Source organism: Nocardia glycosmidis, assembly GCF_052545115.1.
The window spans coordinates 105,846-123,451 of record NZ_JBQWRH010000011.1; the positions used below are offsets into that span (position 1 = coordinate 105,846).

Annotated in this window: 15 protein-coding genes; 6 read left to right on the plus strand and 9 right to left on the minus strand. The window is 66.1% G+C overall.

The window, feature by feature from the left end; genetic code table 11:
• Nucleotides 1-2: 2 nt before the first annotated feature.
• Genes ACT86A_RS15885 through ACT86A_RS15900 form a run of 4 tightly spaced genes read left to right on the plus strand, consistent with a single transcriptional unit; the run spans nt 3 to nt 2,544 of the window.
• Complete coding sequence (locus ACT86A_RS15885; RefSeq protein WP_445092901.1) at nt 3-578, plus strand: PaaI family thioesterase; 576 nt, start codon at nt 3-5, stop codon at nt 576-578.
• Nucleotides 575-841 carry an acyl carrier protein gene (locus ACT86A_RS15890; protein WP_445092902.1) on the plus strand — a complete coding sequence of 89 codons (267 nt, stop codon included), beginning with the start codon at nt 575-577 and terminating at the stop codon, nt 839-841. The genes ACT86A_RS15885 and ACT86A_RS15890 overlap by 4 nt, the downstream gene beginning before the upstream one ends.
• Nucleotides 838-1,686 (plus strand): SAM-dependent methyltransferase, encoded by an 849-nt coding sequence (locus tag ACT86A_RS15895; protein WP_445092903.1) that lies wholly within the window; start codon nt 838-840, stop codon nt 1,684-1,686. The genes ACT86A_RS15890 and ACT86A_RS15895 overlap by 4 nt, the downstream gene beginning before the upstream one ends.
• Before the next feature lie 15 nt (nt 1,687-1,701).
• A complete protein-coding gene (locus tag ACT86A_RS15900) occupies nt 1,702-2,544 on the plus strand; it encodes an acyl-ACP desaturase (protein WP_445092904.1) in 843 nt (280 codons plus the stop codon).
• A gap of 56 nt (nt 2,545-2,600) precedes the next feature.
• Here ACT86A_RS15900 and ACT86A_RS15905 read toward each other — a convergent pair whose 3' ends face one another.
• Nucleotides 2,601-3,068, minus strand: coding sequence for a PaaI family thioesterase (locus ACT86A_RS15905; protein ID WP_445092905.1), 468 nt, complete (start codon nt 3,066-3,068; stop codon nt 2,601-2,603).
• A 217-nt stretch (nt 3,069-3,285) separates the two neighbouring features.
• Nucleotides 3,286-4,542 carry a cytochrome P450 family protein gene (locus tag ACT86A_RS15910; protein WP_445092906.1) on the minus strand — a complete coding sequence of 419 codons (1,257 nt, stop codon included), beginning with the start codon at nt 4,540-4,542 and terminating at the stop codon, nt 3,286-3,288.
• A gap of 382 nt (nt 4,543-4,924) precedes the next feature.
• On the opposite strand from ACT86A_RS15910, the gene ACT86A_RS15915 reads away from it, so the two are divergent.
• Nucleotides 4,925-5,857, plus strand: coding sequence for an AraC family transcriptional regulator (locus tag ACT86A_RS15915; RefSeq protein WP_445092907.1), 933 nt, complete (start codon nt 4,925-4,927; stop codon nt 5,855-5,857).
• Nucleotides 5,858-6,096: 239 nt separating this feature from the next.
• Nucleotides 6,097-7,287 (plus strand): phosphotransferase, encoded by a 1,191-nt coding sequence (locus ACT86A_RS15920; protein ID WP_445092908.1) that lies wholly within the window; start codon nt 6,097-6,099, stop codon nt 7,285-7,287.
• Between the two features lie 238 nt (nt 7,288-7,525).
• Here ACT86A_RS15920 and ACT86A_RS15925 read toward each other — a convergent pair whose 3' ends face one another.
• The 7 genes from ACT86A_RS15925 to ACT86A_RS15955 all read right to left on the minus strand — a co-directional run bounded on the left by ACT86A_RS15925 (nt 7,526) and on the right by ACT86A_RS15955 (nt 17,604).
• Entirely contained in the window at nt 7,526-8,551 is a 1,026-nt protein-coding gene (locus ACT86A_RS15925) for an ABC transporter permease (protein WP_445092909.1), read from the minus strand.
• Nucleotides 8,548-10,101, minus strand: coding sequence for a sugar ABC transporter ATP-binding protein (locus tag ACT86A_RS15930; RefSeq protein ID WP_445092910.1), 1,554 nt, complete (start codon nt 10,099-10,101; stop codon nt 8,548-8,550). The genes ACT86A_RS15925 and ACT86A_RS15930 overlap by 4 nt, the downstream gene beginning before the upstream one ends.
• Nucleotides 10,094-11,275, minus strand: a complete 1,182-nt coding sequence (locus ACT86A_RS15935) for a sugar ABC transporter substrate-binding protein (protein ID WP_445092911.1) — start codon at nt 11,273-11,275, stop codon at nt 10,094-10,096. Before ACT86A_RS15935 ends, ACT86A_RS15930 begins: the two co-directional genes overlap by 8 nt.
• A gap of 437 nt (nt 11,276-11,712) precedes the next feature.
• The gene (locus ACT86A_RS15940) at nt 11,713-13,956 is read right to left on the minus strand and encodes a hypothetical protein (protein ID WP_445092912.1); all 2,244 of its coding nucleotides are present in this window, start codon (nt 13,954-13,956) and stop codon (nt 11,713-11,715) included.
• 255 nt (nt 13,957-14,211) lie between these two features.
• On the minus strand, nt 14,212-14,712 hold the full coding sequence (locus tag ACT86A_RS15945) for a flavin reductase family protein (RefSeq protein ID WP_445092913.1): 501 nt from the start codon (nt 14,710-14,712) through the stop codon (nt 14,212-14,214).
• A 414-nt stretch (nt 14,713-15,126) separates the two neighbouring features.
• A complete protein-coding gene (locus tag ACT86A_RS15950; RefSeq protein ID WP_445092914.1) occupies nt 15,127-16,356 on the minus strand; it encodes a cytochrome P450 family protein in 1,230 nt (409 codons plus the stop codon).
• A 12-nt stretch (nt 16,357-16,368) separates the two neighbouring features.
• On the minus strand, nt 16,369-17,604 hold the full coding sequence (locus tag ACT86A_RS15955) for a cytochrome P450 (protein ID WP_445092993.1): 1,236 nt from the start codon (nt 17,602-17,604) through the stop codon (nt 16,369-16,371).
• Nucleotides 17,605-17,606: the final 2 nt, after the last annotated feature.

Below are 17,606 nucleotides of genomic sequence, written 5' to 3' on the forward strand. Positions count from 1 at the left end.
CCATGGACCGCCACAGCACGGCCGCCGCGCCGAGCGAGGACATCGGGCCCGGCCGGGTGGACACCGTCCGGGTGCCCTGGTCGGTGCTCCCGGACTACCACTGCTTCGGCTGCTCGCCGCACAATACGACCGGGCTGCGGCTGCGTTTCACCCCGCACCCGGACGGCCTGCAGGCGCAATTCCGGCTCGGTCGCGAGTTCGAGTCCTACCCCGGCGTCGTCCACGGCGGCCTGATCGGCGTGATCTGCGACGAGGTGATGGGCAACCTGATCGTCCTGGCCCGCCACCATCCCGCGTTCACCGTGTCACAGCGCACCAGATTCCTTACGCCCCTGCTCGTCGGACGTGCATACCGCTGCGTCGCGACGCTGTCCGGCACCGGCGGCAGTCCGATCCAGGCCGCCGCGGAGATCCGCGACGCCGACGACCTGGTCTGCGCCAGTTCTACCGCCGCCTATCAGCCGTTCGCGCTCGACGACGTGCGCGACCAGCTCACCCTCGGTGACGACGAGGTCGCCGCGCTGTCCCATGCCCTGTCCACCAGCACCGCCGGCACACCGAACGGAGTCCCGTCATGACCAGCACCCACACCGCCGACGACATCCTGCGCACCGTCACCGATATCGCCGTTGCCGAAACCGGTATCCCGGAAGCCGAGCTGCGCCCCGACGCCGACCTGCGCGCGATGGCGGGCGTCGATTCGGTGCGCGTACTGCGCATGGTCGCCAAGATCGAGCGTGCCTACGATATCGAGCTCGAGGACGAGCACGTTTTCGGCATGTCCACTCTCGATGACGTCGCCGCGGTGGTCGGCAACGCACTGCGCGAGGCGACGTCGTGACCGTCACCGATCAGCCGGTCACCGCCGACACCAACCAGCACTACGACCTCGATCCGGACATCTTCGGCCAGTTTCTCGACCCGTTGCGCAAATACAGCTCCGCGCTCTACGCGTCCGACACCGACACCCTGGAGCAGGCGCAGCGCCGCAAGCTGCGGTTCGTGGCCGATCGGCTCGGGCTCACCGGCGGCGAACGGCTGCTGGACGTCGGGTGTGGCTGGGGCCCGCTGATTTTGTTCATGGCAGCCGAATTCAGTTGCCAGACATTGGGTGTCAGCCCGGCGCCACGCCAGCACGAGTACATCGCCGAGCAGGCGCTCGCCCGTGGCGTCGCGAACCTGGTGCACACCCGGGTGGGCCATTTCGAACGGATCGATGTGCCGCCGCGCAGTTTCGACGCGGTGACGCTGCTCGGCTCGATCGTGCACATGCCCGATCTCGCCGCGACCTTCCGGCACGCTCGCGCGGTGCTGCGCCGCGGCGGCACGCTGTACGTCTCCGAGAGTTGCTTCCGCAACGCGGCGGCGCGCATGGCGTTCGACACCAAGGACGGCACCGAATTCGTCCGCGAGGACATCTTCGGATGGGGTGATCTGCGGCCGCTGTCGGACCTGGTGACCGCCGCCGAGGACGCCGGTTTCTCGATCATCGCGGTGGACGATCTCACCGACCACTACCGCCGCACCATCGAGGACTGGATCGCGGGTGTCGACGCCGCCGCCGAGCGCATCGACGCGCACCGCCCCGGCCTGGCCGCGACACTGCGGCACTACCTGGAGATCGCGAACGCCGGATGGGGTTACACGACCAAGCATTATGCGCTGACCTGCCGTAACGCCCGCTGATCCGGAGGAGGAGCAATGAACATCGAATCAGCGCTGATTCCCGTCGACGAGCTGGCGACAGCCGTCGACGGGTTTCTCGCAGCGTCGCCGGCCGCGCGGGCCTGGGACGTGGAAACCGCGTTCGACTGGTCCCGCGCCGACGCGAACAGGCTCACCGACGGTCAGCGATCCGCAGTACGGTTCGTCACCTTGATCGAGGACCATCTGCCCGGCTATTTCGACGTCTACCACCGGTATTTCCCGGTGGACGACAGCGTGAGCCGAGCCGCGTTCCTGCACAACCGCGAGCTGTACCACTTCACCGTCCGCTGGGCGCTGGAGGAGGACACGCACGCTCGGGCACTGGCCCGCTACCAGGAAGCGTCCGGGATGACCGAACGGGGCACACTGCGAGCGGAGTTGGCGGTCGAGGGGCAGAAGCCGTTCGACCTGCCCTATCAGCATCCCGTGCAGTTCTTCGCCTACGCGCTGGTACAGGAGAAGGCGACGCAGATGTACTACCAGCAGCTGCGCGACGTGGTGGACGACCCGGTGCTCGCGACGATGCTGGCGCGCCTGTCCCGCGACGAGGCACGGCATTTCAGCTTCATGGCCGACGTCGTCGCCCGCTACCTGCGGGCTCAGGGCGACGCGACCGTGCAGCCGATCCGCGACGTGATCGCCACTTTCCGCATGCCGTTGGCCGACACCATGCGCGGCTACTGGCGGTGGGCGCTGAAGATCGCCGACGTGGCATCCTATGACCACACCGAGGCCTACGAGCACTTGGTGAAGGTGATCGACCGCGCCGTGGACACCCGCAGCGATCGCCTGGACGAACTGGTGCGCTTCATCGAGGAGTGCCGCTCGCTCGCGTGAAATCGAACAGCCCTGTCGCCGAATTCGTTTCGCGACAGGGCTGTTCGGCGTTCACGTCACTGTTCGGAGTGCAGTACCAGGATCGTGGTGGAGCCGTGCGCGATCAGCTTGCCGCGTGCGTCGGTGATACGGCCCTCGGCGGTGGCCGTGCGCCGCCCGACGTGCACCGCGGTGGCTTCGCACGTCAGGCGGGAACCGTCCAGCGTCACCGAGCGGATGAAGTTCACCTTCAGCTCCAGCGTCGTATAGGCCACGCCGTCACCGAGTTTGGTGAACACCGCGCTACCCATCGCGGTGTCCATCAAGGTGGCCAGGACACCGCCGTGCACGGTGAACATGGCGTTGATCGTGGCGGGGTTCGGGTCGAGGTAGTACCGGGTGTATCCATCCCCCGCCGTCTCCAACCGAATGCCCAGCGACGCGCCGACGCCGAGGTTTTCGCGAAGTCCCTGCTCGAAAACCGTGGTCAGTTCGGTGACACGGGACTCGACGGTCCCGTTCGCATGAGTGTCGATGCTGGTCATGACTTTTCCTCCCTGGCGAACGTTGCCCAGCCATTCGATCAGCGCCCGATGAACTGCGTCCGGCCGCAACCGATTGCATTCCCACTTTCGATCGGCTGATAGGACACTTTTTCGTCGCGAATCCGCCACATCCGGCGTGCAAGATGAGCGTATCGGTACCCGTCCGCACCGGCTGGCACCGTCATTCCCTGCGGGAAGAGATCACCGCGAATTATGGTTACCCGCTCACCGGCGGGGAAGGCGGAAAAGTGACCGGCAGGGCGGCCAAGGCCCGATGGAAGGGGCCGGCCCGCCAGGTGAGCCCATCAGCCGGTACGGCCAGCCGCATCTCGGGCAACGCATCGAGAAGCAGGTCGATGGCGTCCTGAGCGATCAGGTAAGCCATTGATTGCGCGGGGCAGGCGTGTTGGCCGATACCCCACGCCAGATGCGACCGATTACCCGCGTGACCCTGGGCCCGGATTACAGGGTCGTTATTGCAGGCGGCCATGCTGATGACGACCGGCTGATGCGCGGGAAGCCAGACGTCATCGAGGAGGATCGGCTGACGAGGGTAGGTGGTGAGGAAGTTCGCCAGTGGCGGGTCGTTGAACAGAACGTCGTCCAAGGCGTCGCGGGTGGACAGGCTTCCGCCGAGGACACTACCGCCGAACCGGTCATCGGTGAGGATCAGCAGTAAGGTGTTGGCGATCAGGTTCTGCTGGAATTCGATCCCGGCCCCATAGTGGCCCCCCACTTGATGAACCATCTCCTCGTCGTCGAGTCCAGCGGGATGCCGCAGTAGCGATGACGTGATGTCGTTGCCCGGTTCGGATTGCTTGAGGGTCACCAATTCGAGCATCGCGTCGCTGATCATCTTGTTGCCGTCCTCGGCCTCGACGGCCTCGACGAGCGCGGCCATCCCGGTGGCGACACGCCGTCCGATCTCCGGCGGGCAGCCGAGCAGGGCATTGACGACCTCGAAGGTCAGCGGAAAAGTGTACTGGCGGATCAGATCGGCGCTACCGGTTTGACACAAGCTGTTGATCAGTGGGGTGGCGATCTTCCCCACAGTGTCGTGCAGAGCGTACATATCTACGTCGCCGATACCGGCGGTGATGGCCTGCCGGTAGCGCACGAAGTCCGCTCCGGTGTTCCTGCTCGCGGTGGGGCGCCACGCCATGATCGGGAGGACGGGGCAGTCGGTCGGAATGTCCTTCTGCCAGTTGCGCGGATCGGCTGGAAAGTGCTCGGGATCGTTGAGGATCCGCACCGCGGTGTGATATCCGATCACCAATGTCGCCGGCACGCCCGGCGCCAACTCCACCGGCACCAAAGAACCGAACTGCCCTCGCATCTCACGGTAGGCATGGTGCGGGTCCGAGGCGAATTCCGGTGAGTACAGCGACACCCGGAGGTCGCCGGAATCGATCGGCGAGTCGCGGACGATCGGGAGGGATGGGGCATGGGGCGGCAACTGTGCAGGATTCCGCATGCGCCAATCGTTGTCCTAACCGCTTCGTCCGACAAATCTTCGTTCATGCTGCGCGCGTCGAGAAACATCTGCGATCGCCAGCTGTGGCGACGCAAGCCGTCAGCGCAACGATGCTGACATCACATCGGGCCGATGAACAGTGCTGATCGTGCCAGCATGCAAGCGAACCGCGCCAATGTTGCCACCAGATGTGCCTGACGTCGCGTTCGATCGCCGTACCCGGACGGGTGCTCGTGGTGTGGCCGCGGTTTCGCCTATCGTCAAGGAGCGTAAGCTTTTTGGGCGTGTTCCTAGTGCTCGGTTCGTGCTGGCCAGGTGTTCGCCCCTAATGGATGCGGTAGACAGCGTTGCGTTTCCGAATTTCATACTCGACAACGCCGGCTTGACGGGATCGTCGCGGCGGCAACTGGCTCGTGCGGCTGATCTGCCGGAGTGGATGCTGGCGAGCAGTGACGCCATGGTGCCCAGCACCAGCCAGTTGCATCTGTGGGAACTGGTCGAACATGAGCTGGACGATCCGGATGTGGCGTTGCAGGTCGGACGAATGAACACCTTGGGACGCTTCGGCTTACACGACTACCTGTACAGCACGGCGCCGACCCTCGGCGAAGGACTGGCGCTCGCGGGGCAGCATACGGGCCTCATTACCACCAACGTCGGATTCACAGTCTCAGTCGAGTCCGAGCACCAGGCGAACGCGGATGTCCGATTGCTCAACGGCCACGGACGTGGACGTCAACTGGCCACGCAGTTCGCACTCGCGGCTGTCGTGGCCCGGTCACGACACGCCACAGGACGGGATGTGCGCCCTATCCGGATCCGCTTCCGGCAGCCTGCGCCGCGGCGACACGATCGCTTCGTCGAAGTGTTCGGCACGCGTCAGATCGATTTCGGGGCGCCGACAGACCGGATCACCCTCCGCACAGCCGATTTGGCTCTGCCGATGCGCACAGCCGACCCCGCACTCGCCGACATCCTGCGCCGGTGCGCGGCAGCTCTACCGCCACCGCGCCGCCTCGGCGTCACGTGGTCCAGCAAGGTGCACCATGCACTGACCGCAATGCTGGGCGACGGTCGAGTGACCATCGACCGCGTCGCGCGATACCTGGCGACAAGCAAGCGCAGTCTGCAACGACGGCTTGCCGACGAGGGGACCACCTGGACTCGCGAACTCGACCGCGCACGCAGCGCTCTGGTGGAACACCGTTCCCAGATCAGCCCGAGCGACTCACCGACAATGTTGGCCAGACGCGTCGGCTACGCCGACACCGGGGCACTGCGGCGAGCCCAGCAAAGATGGACCACTCGGCCATGACGGATGGCCGTGTGCCGACAGGTGGTCCACCGGACCCGCGCGCCAATCACAGCGCAAACCGCGCCATGTTTGTACGTTTCCCGTCTGATCAGGAACCGGGCGTATCAGCAGATGAAAGCGGTGATTCGCCGGATCGGCAGCACTTCGGCACGCCTGCCACCCGCGCCGGGCCCCGCTCCCGCTGACGCATACTTGCCATCCACCGGGCCGCGGTGCGGCGAACTAGGGACGGGGATGGCATGGGCGAGACATCAACCAGCAGTCCAGCGAATGGAGTGCTACCCGGGATGCTGAGACTCGGCGGCTACGTGTTGGCGGAGAAAGTCCGTCGGCGCAAAGTTGTCGAGATCCCGATGAAGAAGCGCGAGGTCAACGCGCAATGGCTCACCCGGGTGCTGGCGGCCGAGCATCCTGGAGCGGAGGTCGAGTCGTTCGAGATCGTCGATGCCAGTGCCGGTACCACAAGCCGATGGCGGGTCACGATCAGCTACAACGAGGCAGGTCGGCAGGCGAAGTTGCCCGAGCATCTGTTCGCTAAGACGACCTTGACCTTCACCCAGCGTTTGACCCAATACTTGGCAAACGCGTTGCCCGGCGAGCCCGGATTTTTCCAGGATCTGCGTCCGAAGCTGGGGATCGAGGCGCCACACGGATATTTCGGCGCCGCCGATACCCGCACCGGCCGCTCACTGACGCTGCTCGAGGACATCAGCGTCACCAAGAAGGCAAGGTTCTGCACCCCGACGGAGCCCATCACCTGGGAGCAGATGCAAGATCTGCTGGCGAATATGGCTGTCTGGCACGGTCATTACTGGGCATCTCCGGAGCTGAAAGCGCGCGACTGGTTGAAGACGCCGAGCGCGCACTTCCGCAACTTCGACCGGCTCCTCGGCATGAAGAAGCGGGCGATCATCGGGCTCCAACGCGCCCCCGAACTCGTCCCCGACACGCTGCCGCCGGTACAGGACCAGCTCTACGCGGCGTGTGAAAAGTCCCTGCTGATCGCCGAGCGAGGCGCGCAGACACTGCTGCACGGGGACTCCCATATCGGGAACGCGTATGTGTGCGATAACGGCCGCATGGGTTTCACCGACTGGCAGCTGGTTTTGCGCGGCAACTGGGCTTTCGACGTGGCCTACACGATGACCTCTGGGCTCGAAGTGGAGGACCGCAGGGCGTGGGAGCGTGAACTCATCGAGTTCTATGTGGACCGCCTGCACGCGGCGGGAGGGCCTGCCTTGTCTTTCGAAGCCGCGTGGCTCGCCTACCGACAGCAGTGCCTCTACCCCTATTTCGCCTGGATGATCACCATCGGTCGCAGCGCCATCATGCCCAAATTCCAACCCGACGATGTGTGCCGCGCGATCGTGCACCGCACATCCACGGCGATCATGGACCTGGACGCACTGCGAGCGGTCGACAACGCTTGACCGCAGTCGCATACCTGAGCTGACGGCAGACCGCGCTCCGGGGAAGGGGCCGTCGTGGTGAACGGCGTCCTTCCGCCGGTGTTGCCGGGCGTGGCTGCGCCTACCGCCGCCGACCGGTGCGATGTTCGCTGATATCGGTCGGCCACAACCGATTCGGAGTGTCGACCAGCTCGTACGCACCGATGAGGACATCCGGGCCGGTGCTTCGATGGACGAAGCCGACGCTGTCTGTCGTCGGTCAGGTCGAACGGCGGCGCCACAGGAACGTCGCCAGCGCCACGCCGATGATCAGAGCGCCGCCGTTGACGTAGTTCGCGACGTGCGGCGGGGCCCCGGCGAGGGAAAGGCCGTTGTTGAGCACGGCCAGGAAGAAGACCGCGACGACGGTGCCGCCGACGTTGAACGTGCCGGGCCGGACAGCGGCAGCGCTGAGGAAGGCGGCGGCAAGTCCGGTGAGGGTGAAGCTCGGACCAACAGTCGGGTCGGCACCGCCGGCCCGCGCAACCTGGATGACGCCGGCGACCCCGGCCAGCACCGCCGCGAAGACGAAGGCCGACCCGACGAGCAGTCGAGTGCGCAGGCCGACCAGCCCGGCAGCGGTCGGATTCGATCCGAAGGCCTGCAGCTGGCGACCGTACGGGGTGTGCTCGAGCACGAAGTAGACGACGATCGCGATCGCGATGAGCGCCCACGCGACCCACGGCACGCCGAGGACGTTGGCCGACCCGAAGTTCGTGAAACCATCGGGCATGTTTCCGGCAACCGCCTGCCCCCCGGTCTTCTGCTGGACGGCACCCGCGACGACGGCCGATGTCCCCAATGTGGCGATCACGCCGTTCACCATCGCCCGGGTGACGAGCGTGGCGTTGATGATGCCGACGAGCGCGCCGAGCAAGATGCCGACGATCACGGCCACCGGTACGCCGACCGAAGCGCCGAGCATGGACGCTACGAAGATCGCGGACAGGCCGGCGATCGCACCGACCGACATGTCGAACTCGCGCACCGTCAGTGGGAGCAGGGCCGCCATGGCGACGATGGCGGGCACGACCTGGTTGGATACCAGAATCCGCATGTTCGCGGCGGTGAGAAAGGTGTCGCTGGTGGCGGGAAGCACGGTGAAGAGCGCACCGATCACCACCAGCATGATGAGCAGCGCGTACGCCTCGGCGATCGAGCGCAGCCGAGCCGTCAGTGTGGCACGGGTCGGGGACGCTGCCGGCGCCTCGGCCGAGACCTCTCTGTTCGTTCCAGTGGTGATCATCGGCCCTCCTGCAAATAGACAACGTCGTTGATGGTGGATTCACGAATGGGCGTCTCGTCGATCTCGGCGACGATCCTTCCCTCGTGCAGGACCAGCACGCGGTCCGCAGCTGCGGCCAGCTCGTCGAAGTCGGAAGAGACCAGCAAGACGGCGGCACCGGCGTCGGCCGCAGAGCGGATCAAGGCGTGGATCTCGGCCCGAGCGCCGACGTCCACGCCTTGGGTTGGTTCATCCAGCAGCAACACCTTCGGCTTTCGCTGAAGCCAGCGGGCCAGGATGACCTTCTGCTGGTTTCCGCCCGAGAGGGCGGACAGGGGCGCGGTCTCCGAGGCTGTCTTGACGAAGAAGTCCGAGATGAGTGTGCGGGCGGCGGAACGCTCGCTGCGACGGCTCACCCACCAGCCTCGCGTGTGGGTGGCGAGTGCGGCGATCGACAGGTTGTCACTGATCGAAAGATCGGGAAAGGCCGCCTCTACGTGCCGGTTCTCCGGGACGAGTGCGATTCCCTTTGCCATCGCGCCACCGGGACCTCGGCCGGTGACCATGCGCCCATCGACCTCGACCGTTGCGCCGGCGCGCGGAAGGCTGCCGAAGATCTGTCGCAGCAGCCGGGTACGACCGGATCCGAGGATGCCCGCGATTGCGACGACTTCGCCGGAACGTAGCTCGAAGTTGCCCTCGCCATGTCCCAGACCCTGTGCTCGAAGGACGACCCTCCGGTTGTCATCTGCTACGTGCTTCTTCTGACGAGCGCCGGGGATCGCACGCTCGAGGGGTTTGCCGGCGATCAGGGTGACGAGATCGTCGTGGGTCGCGTGGCTGGGGTCGAACGTGCCCGCGACCCTTCCGTCGCGGAAGACCGTCCCCTCGTCCGCGCAGCTGAGCACTTCCTGGAGTCGGTGTGTGACGTAGAGGATGGTGTGTCCGTTCGCGGCGTACTTGCGCAGCGCGCCGAGCAGTAGGTCCACCTCATGGGTGGGCAGGCTCGCGGTGGGCTCGTCGAGGACGAGAACCTTGCCGCGCGACTGTCCCTGGTCCTGCAGTGCGCGGGCGATCGCCACCATCATCTGGGTGGCGCCACTCAGCGTGCCGAGACGCGCGTCAGGCTGGACGGCGATGTCGAAGCGGGCGAGCACGTCGGCGGCGCGGCGTCGCAGTGCCGACCATTTGATATTTCCCAGGCGGCCGAGCTCGAATCCGTGTCCGACCGCGAGGTTCTCTGCGACGGTCAGATCTGGGAATGTCGAGTTCTCCTGGTGGACGAACCGCAGCCCCATCGCCTTCGCGTTCATCGCGGTGTGGCTGGTCAGGTCAGCCGTACTTCCGGCGAAACCGAGGGTGCCGGCGTCGGCTGGCACTACGCCGGCAAGAATCTTGATCAGGGTCGACTTGCCGGAACCGTTGCCGCCCATCAGGGCGTGGATGCTCCCGCGCCGAGCCTCGAGTGAGGCGTTGTCCAGGGCCTGAGTATTTCCGTAGGCCTTGCTCACACCGCGGATGCTCAAGGCCGGCTGAGCAGCCGCGGTGTGAACCATAGTGGTGTCACTCACCGGCCCAAGCCTTCGTGTACGCCGCCCTGAAGTCGACCGGCGGGACAAAGCCGGACGTGGAGCCGTCGCCATGTCCTCGCTCGACCAACTGGATCCCGGAGCCCGAGTTGACGATCGGCTGCCCGTTGAAGAGTCGGTTGAGGTTGTCCATCAGCGCCCAGCTATCCCACGCCACCGCGGTGCCGACCGTCGCGTCGAGTCCGGTGTCCTCGCGGATCGAGGTGATGGCATCCGGGTAACCCACTGTCGAGATGGCGTAGATCTGACCGCTGCGCCCGCTGCTCTTGACCGCGGCCGCTCCGCCGCTGGTGGTCATGACGTCATCGAAGGGCGCCACCAGGGCTGTCGCATCAGGGTGACGGAGCAAGGCCTGCTCGATCTTCTGCCGGAGGGCAGTGCCGACCAGGTCAGCCGACACTATGTTGACGGTCTGGACAATGGAGCACCCGGGACACACGGCTTTCAGCTCGCCCGTGAAGCCGCCGTTCTGCCACTTGTTCTGCAGCGACTCGTCGTAGGTGATGTTGATGATCTTGCCCTTGCCCTGGGTGTGCACCGTGACGGCGTCGGCTTGCGCCTTCCCGAGCGCCTCGGAGTACTCCTTCATTCCACCCATCGAGTACTCGACGGCACCGTCCATCAGTGCGGGCTGGCTCGGGTCGTAGTCACTACAGTCCGCCGCTGACGCACCGACGACCTTGATGCCCGCGGCCTTGGCCTGCTGCAGGCCGGCCTTGATGGTCGGACAGTCCTCGGTGAAGAGAATGATGCCGTCGGCGTGCGCGGCGGCCGCCTGCTGGACGCCCTCGAGCCACTTGGCGGTCTGGAACTGGCCGTCGTAGACCGTCACGTCCCAACCCATTACCTTGCCGGCCTCCTTGGCTTCCGCAGTCCAGACGGCACCGCCGTATGACCCTTGTCCCGGCGAGATCACCCAGATCTTCTTGCCGGGCTGCGGCCTGGGCGCGGTGGCCGGAGGCTGCTTGAAAGTGTCGCCGCCGTACAGCGCCTTGACATTCGCCTCAGCGGTCGCCAGACCGCTGCTGCTGTCGCCGGCCGCGGCGGACGCCTGATTGCCCATGTCACTGTTGCCGCAGGCCGCGACACTCAACATTGCCACGCCCGCGATGGCGGACGCCCATCCGAGACGTCGTACCTTCGATGCCCTGCTCATGATCTGCTCCTACGACTTGCGAAACCGAGACGCTGCACGGGCGGCGATCAGCACCACCTTGATCGGTCCGACTCTTCCGTGAGGTCTATCACACCGAAGGATATCGCGGATACTGTATCCAGTACACACTGATTGGTGATTTTTCACAGCTCTGAAACAACCGATTCCGATCCGGCACGGTTTGCGTGCTCACCGATGTGTCCCCGGCCAGCAGTTCACCCATGCGGGCGCGCAGCATCCGGCCCGCGGCGCGTAGGGCCTCGGGGGAGCGGAGAAATGGGCGTCGGCCGGCCGAACTCATCCCAGAGGCGCGGCTGACCGAGATCGAGGACGCCTATGTTCTTTCCATGCGACCAGCCCGCTACAGTCGCCGCGGCGATGTCGGCGTTCCTCGCGGAACACCGCGCCGATCCGGGTCCGAACGCCCGGTCCGCTGATCAAGCCCGCACGGTCGCCAGTTCGGCTGGTGTCACCATGCTCTGCGGAGTGTCGGATGGCTCATCCGGCCCCCGTCGCCGGGTCCGGTGGTGAGCCCACTGCAGCAGGCTGATCCCGACGAGTCCGGCAGCGGTTGTCGCGATCCCGATCCGGCTGCCGGGAGGGCGCCAGCCCACCACCAGTTCCGCATCGTCGGTGCCGGCGGGGATGTCGACAGCCAAGAACACGCCCCCGATCGCATAAGCGGGCAAGTCCTGACCGTTCAGGGTGACACGATGACCAGGCCAGGCCAGGCGCGCGAATACGATGCGCCCGCCGCTCGGCGAGCTCACCACGGCGCGGGCCGTGATGACATCGAGCGAATCGCTCGACACCGCGGTCACGCCCGCAGTGTGGGCGATCGGGCCGTTGCGGGTCGACACACGCCCGTCGGCTCGTTCCAGCACCCAGATGTGGGCTTCGTGTCCGGGATAGTCGACCCACCGCCAGCCCGCAGGCGCGGGACGTTCGCGCGCGTCGGGGTACTGCACGCGATGCAATACCACCCGGTCGACCTTCATCAGATCGACGATGGCCGCTCCCGTGCTGGCTTCGGTCGCGAAGGCGCGACGGTAGGCGTCGGGGCAGGTGCTGCCGTCCCAGGCCATGCACAACATGCCCGCGAAGGCCGCATGGCCGATAGGCGTATAGGCATTGACGTAGTCGAGCCCGACGGCCTTCGCGTAGTTGCCGATGGCCAGCGAGCCGTAGGCGCCCGCGAGGTTGCGGTCCTCGGGGCGCAGCGCCGCGCGGTCGGCCAGCTGCAGAGTGAGGCCGTCGAAATCGGGGAACATCGCACGCATCGCCGAGCGCCGCTCCGGGAATTCGTAGGACATCGGCGTCGTCGGCGCCCCGCGCACCTGCACGTAGGCGATGGGAAACATGGCAGCGATGATCAGCGCGCATACGGCGACGGTGCCGCGGTCCCGGGCCAGCCACACCGCGATGCCACCGAGCGCGCAGACCGCCAGTGCCGCGACCAGATGACGCAGCACCAGTTCCGGCGCGGCGGACACCGACCGCACGAGCAACAGCCCCACCAGCGCTGCGGCGGCAGTGACGCGGCGGCGCGTAGCCGCGAAGGTGCCGTAACGACTGAGCAATACGCACACCAGCACAAGCAGCACGACGGCCAGCATCGGCAGAACGCGGGCCGGCCAGCGCAATGGCCCGATCGCCCCTGGCCCGGCCGTCCACATGAGCACGGCCGTGGCGAAGAAGGCGAGACCACTGAACTCTCGGGCCGCTGCCCGCGCGGCCCGCCAGTCGACGAACGCGAGCGCCGGGACCAGGAACCAGGCGATATAGACCATCGGCAGCGGTTGGACATGCCCCCACCAGGCGGTGAACGCCGGTGTGGTGCTCGGCAAGCTGGCATTCAGCGACTCCGACCATGGCACGGTCAGGAAGGGGTCGTTATGGATCTGGACGCTGCCCCGCCAGGTCACCTGGGAGGAGAGAATCCCCGACAGATTCGCGATCGCCGCCGCGAGTGCCGCGCAACCCGCCGCCGTGCACAGCCGTACCGTGGGCCCCCACCGTCGCTGATAAACCACCTCCCCGGCCGCGACCGCGGCGATGATCAGCGCGGATTCCACTGCCGGAAAAGCATATTGCACCGTGAGCGTCAGATACAGGAAGACGAACAGCGGCAACGGCCCACTCCTGCCGCGGGCATACCGCACCGCCGACGCCCAAGCGTGCACCATCCACGCAGTCGCCACATGCGGGGTGAACCAGCTGGCCTGATCGAAGAACAGGAACCAACCACTCAGCGGGAACGCGATCGCCGCGACCGCGGCCCAGCGCGGCCGGGCGCCGTAGGCCAGACAGATACGGAACACACCGAGCGCCGCGATGATCGAGAAGACGAGCTTCACCGCCGTCGCGTAGGCGGCGAGATCGTCCATCGACGGTGCCAGCAGATAGACCAGCAGTTGCGGCGGATTGAGCAGCGCCGCCTCTTCCAGCGTGTAGTTGCCCGCCATCCATTCGTGCGGAACGAGCGCGGGAAACCGCCCGTCGCGCAAGAGCTCCCCGAGTCGGACCCACATCGGCGCGTACTGGGCCTCGGTGTCGTCGGTGTAGTAATGCCTGAGGTCGCCGAGCAGCACCGCCGCATACCCGGCGATCACCCCGATGACAGTGACAGCGCTCCAGATGTAGTGCTCTGTTCGCGCTCCGGGCGCCGCGGCAGTTCTCACAAGGCGCGCAGTGTACTGGCGGCACGCGAACAATCCACGACCTATTCGTGCGGAATGTCCGACTTTTCGCCCGCGGGACAAGCGGTTGCACCAATTTCCTCGACATCGGTGAGTTCACGCCGAACGCTGCGAGCAACCGTCACACACCGCAGGTGAGCACGAACACAGGCGACCCGAAGCAGGTGCGCGATGAGTGGCTACCGTCGCTAACCGCTTCGGACCCGAACCGACCTCGGCTCCCGGACGCGGCCGAGCTCAGACCGTGTGCCCGGCGGCCAGATCGGCCACCGCGTGGTAGTGCAGCGTCTCGGCCGCATCGCGCGGCGCGGCTCCGTCCTCCGGTTCCAGCACTATTCCCACGTGGTCACCGAAGTCGTAACGGTCACGAATGCGGGCACTGAACCAGCTGGGCACCGTGCTGATCACGGGGACGCCGCCCGGACCCGAGGACCAGTCGCAGTGCACGAACTTGTCGATGTCGTCGCCGGTCTCACCGCCGAACAGCCGTGCAAGCGACAACTGCTCGCTGCCGAGCACGTGCACCGCCAGCCGCTCGGCGTGCTGGGCGACGCGGTAGGTGTGGTTGCGTTTGGACAGTCCGACCATGAACCGGCGTGGCTCGATGCTCACCTGCGTCGCGAAGCCCACGAGGCATCCGGCGCGCCGGTCATCGACCTGAACGGTGACGAGCAGCACAGGATAGTCCGCCGCCGCGACCACCGCGTCGAACACCGCGGTCCGGTCTTCGGTAGTCATCGGTCCTCCCAGCGTCATGCGACGTCGTCCCCGCATGCCTGCGCAATCTTCGGGCAGACATCCGGGCCGGGCATCACCCACCCTATAACCGGTCCGCCAAAACGTCTGAGATGGTGACGCCGGCCAGGGTGAGACGCCCATGCGACGGTTGTGTAGATCAGCGCTTACTGATCTACGTTCCGTGGATGATAGTCCACCACAACGACTTCCGTGCCCAACCTGAAAATGCCGAGTGTCGATTGCCACATTGCGAATGCACTTGGGCCCACCGAGCACAATCGACGCGGCACGCCATTGCGCACGTAAGGAAGAACCTGAATCCGCGCAGTCCAGCCGGGCTGCGCGGATTCGGTCTCGAATGTCCGGAGCGAATTCGTTATCGCATCTGCGATAACGAAGCCGGACGATGCCGAACTACGTCTGCGCCGTCAGGAAGACCGGAAGCTCGGAGTGTCCGTTGGAGATCAAGCTCAGCACGGCGCCGACCTCGGACGGGTCGACCGCCAGGCGCATGTCCGGAAAGCGGCGGAAGATGGCGGGCAGCGCGATCTCGGCTTCCATCCGGGCCAGCGGCGCACCCAAGCAGTGGTGGGCGCCGTAACCGAAGGCCAGGTGCTCCTTGCTGGGGCGCCGCACGTCGAACTCGTCGGACGTGGGGCCGTGCACCTTCGGATCACGGTTGGCCGCCGCGTAGGAAGCGAGGATCGCCTCGCCCTTGGGAATGCGTACCCCGGCGATCTCGATGTCGTCGACGGCATACCGCAGCGGCAGGTGTGCTACCGGTGCCTCGAAACGCAGCGCCTCCTCCACCACGTCGGACCAGGCGGCCCGTCCCTCGACCACGTCGGCACGCTGGTCCGGATGGGTCAGCAGAGCGAAGATGGCCTGGTCGAGCAGGTTCACCGTGGTCTCGTGCCCGGCGTTGATGACCAGCATCAGCGTGTCGACGAGCTCCCGCTCGGTCAGCTGCGAGCCGTCGTCCTCGTCCCGGGTGGCGATCAGCAAGCTGGTGATGTCGTCGCCGGGCGTCTCCCGACGGAACGCCACGAGTTCACTGATGAGCCGGTACATTTCGAGATAGTTGGCCTGCGCCTGCTCCGGCCCGAACGAAGTGTCGAAGAACCCGTCGACACAGGTGCGCACCGGAGCGCCGAGGTGCTCGGGCACACCCATCAGCTCTGTGATGACCTGGATCGGCACGGGGTACGCGTAGCTCTCGCGCAGGTCGACCGCTTCGCCGCGCGGGGTCGCCGCCAGCAGGTCGAGCAGACTATCGGTGATCGCCTCGATGCGCGGACGCAACGCGACGGTGCGCCGGTGTGTGAACGCGGGCGCGACCAGCTTCCGCAGCCGACGATGATCGGCACCGTACGCGGAGAACATATTGTCCACCGCCACCCACGGATGCAGTGGCCAGGCCTCGGTGATCTCGCCGTTGATGAAAGCCGTCCAGTGTTGCCGTGGGTCCTTGGACACGCGTGAATCGGCCAGCAGGCTCTTCAGCACGGCAGCGTCGGTGATCGACCACGCGGTCACACCGCCGGGCAATTCCACCAGGGCCACCGGCCCACGCTCGCGCAGTCGTGCGGATTCTCCTTGGATATCGGTGCCGGAAATGTCCAGGACGATCGGTTCTCGCGACATCGCACGCTCTCCTTACACCAAGTTCAACGGAGGGGTCTTCGGGAAAACGACCGGTAAGGCCGCCAGCGCGCGGTGGAACGGACCGGGCCGCCAGACCACTTGGTCCGCCGGCACGGCCAACCGCATGTCGGGGAGCGCATCGAGGAGCTGATCGATGGCTTCCTGGACGACAACGGACGCGACCGATTTCGCCGGGCAGGCGTGCGGTCCGGCTGCCCACGCCAGATGTGAGCGGTTACCGGCGCGCTCCCCGCTGCGGATCGCCGGATCGTTGTTACAGGCCGCGAGACTGATCAGTACCGGCTGATGGGCGGGCAGCCAGGTGTCGCCGATGAGGATGGGCTGGCGCGGGTAGGTGATGCAGAAGTTCGCCATCGGCGGGTCGTTGAACAGCACCTCATCGAGGGCGTCGCGCGTCGACAGGCTGCCACCGAGGAGGCCGCCGGCGAAGCGGTCGTCGGTGAGCATCAGCAGCAGCGTGTTGGAGATCAAATTCTGCTGCGGTTCGATACCGGCGCCGTAGAAGGTGATCAGATTGGTGAGCAACTCCTCGTCGTCGAGATCGGCCGAGTGGTGAGCCAGTCGCGAGGTGATGTCGGCCCCAGGTACCGCACGGCGCAAGCTGATCAACTCCAGCAGCGCCTCGGACAGCATTTGCATACCCTTGGCGGCTTCGATCGTGTCGAACAGCATTGCCATGCCGGTCGCGACGCGCTGGCCCAATTCCGGCGAACAGCCGACGATCCGGTTGAGCACCTCGAAGACGAGCGGGAACGCGTATTGTGTCACCAGATCGGCGGAGCCGGCCTGACAGAAGGTATTGATGAGCGGAATGGCGATGCGCTCGACCATCGCGTGCACGTCGTGCAGGTCGATGGCGTCGATACTCGTGGTGCTGGCACTGCGGTAGCGGGCATGCGCGGTACCGCTGTTACGCAGCGCGTTCGGATACCACTCCATCATCGGGCGGACGGGTGAGTCCTCGGGAATGTTCTTCTGCCAGGCACGCGGATCGGCGGGAAAGTGCTCGGGATCGTTGAGGATCCGCACCGCGTCCTGGTATCCGATCACCAGCGTCGCGGGTACGCCGGGCGACAGCTCGATCGGAACCAGCGAGCCATGACGGCTGCGCATTTCCCGGTAGATCCGATGCGGATCGGCCGCGAATTCCGCTGAGTGCAGTGGGATGCGAGGGCCAGCGGTGTCGAACGGCGATCCATGCGCCACCGGACAGCGACCGGCCGACATGT

Excerpts from the sequence above, each read along its gene's own strand:
- ACT86A_RS15900 (WP_445092904.1), top strand. The coding sequence starts at position 1,702 with ATGAACATCGAATCAGCGCTGATTCCCGTCGACGAGCTGGCGACAGCC.
- ACT86A_RS15945 (WP_445092913.1), bottom strand. The coding sequence starts at position 14,712 with ATGACTACCGAAGACCGGACCGCGGTGTTCGACGCGGTGGTCGCGGCG.
- ACT86A_RS15890 (WP_445092902.1), top strand. The coding sequence starts at position 575 with ATGACCAGCACCCACACCGCCGACGACATCCTGCGCACCGTCACCGAT.
- ACT86A_RS15950 (WP_445092914.1), bottom strand. The coding sequence starts at position 16,356 with ATGTCGCGAGAACCGATCGTCCTGGACATTTCCGGCACCGATATCCAA.
- ACT86A_RS15910 (WP_445092906.1), bottom strand. The coding sequence starts at position 4,542 with ATGCGGAATCCTGCACAGTTGCCGCCCCATGCCCCATCCCTCCCGATC.
- ACT86A_RS15920 (WP_445092908.1), top strand. The coding sequence starts at position 6,097 with ATGGGCGAGACATCAACCAGCAGTCCAGCGAATGGAGTGCTACCCGGG.
- ACT86A_RS15925 (WP_445092909.1), bottom strand. The coding sequence starts at position 8,551 with ATGATCACCACTGGAACGAACAGAGAGGTCTCGGCCGAGGCGCCGGCA.
- ACT86A_RS15935 (WP_445092911.1), bottom strand. The coding sequence starts at position 11,275 with ATGAGCAGGGCATCGAAGGTACGACGTCTCGGATGGGCGTCCGCCATC.
- ACT86A_RS15905 (WP_445092905.1), bottom strand. The coding sequence starts at position 3,068 with ATGACCAGCATCGACACTCATGCGAACGGGACCGTCGAGTCCCGTGTC.
- ACT86A_RS15885 (WP_445092901.1), top strand. The coding sequence starts at position 3 with ATGGACCGCCACAGCACGGCCGCCGCGCCGAGCGAGGACATCGGGCCC.
- ACT86A_RS15955 (WP_445092993.1), bottom strand. The coding sequence starts at position 17,604 with ATGTCGGCCGGTCGCTGTCCGGTGGCGCATGGATCGCCGTTCGACACC.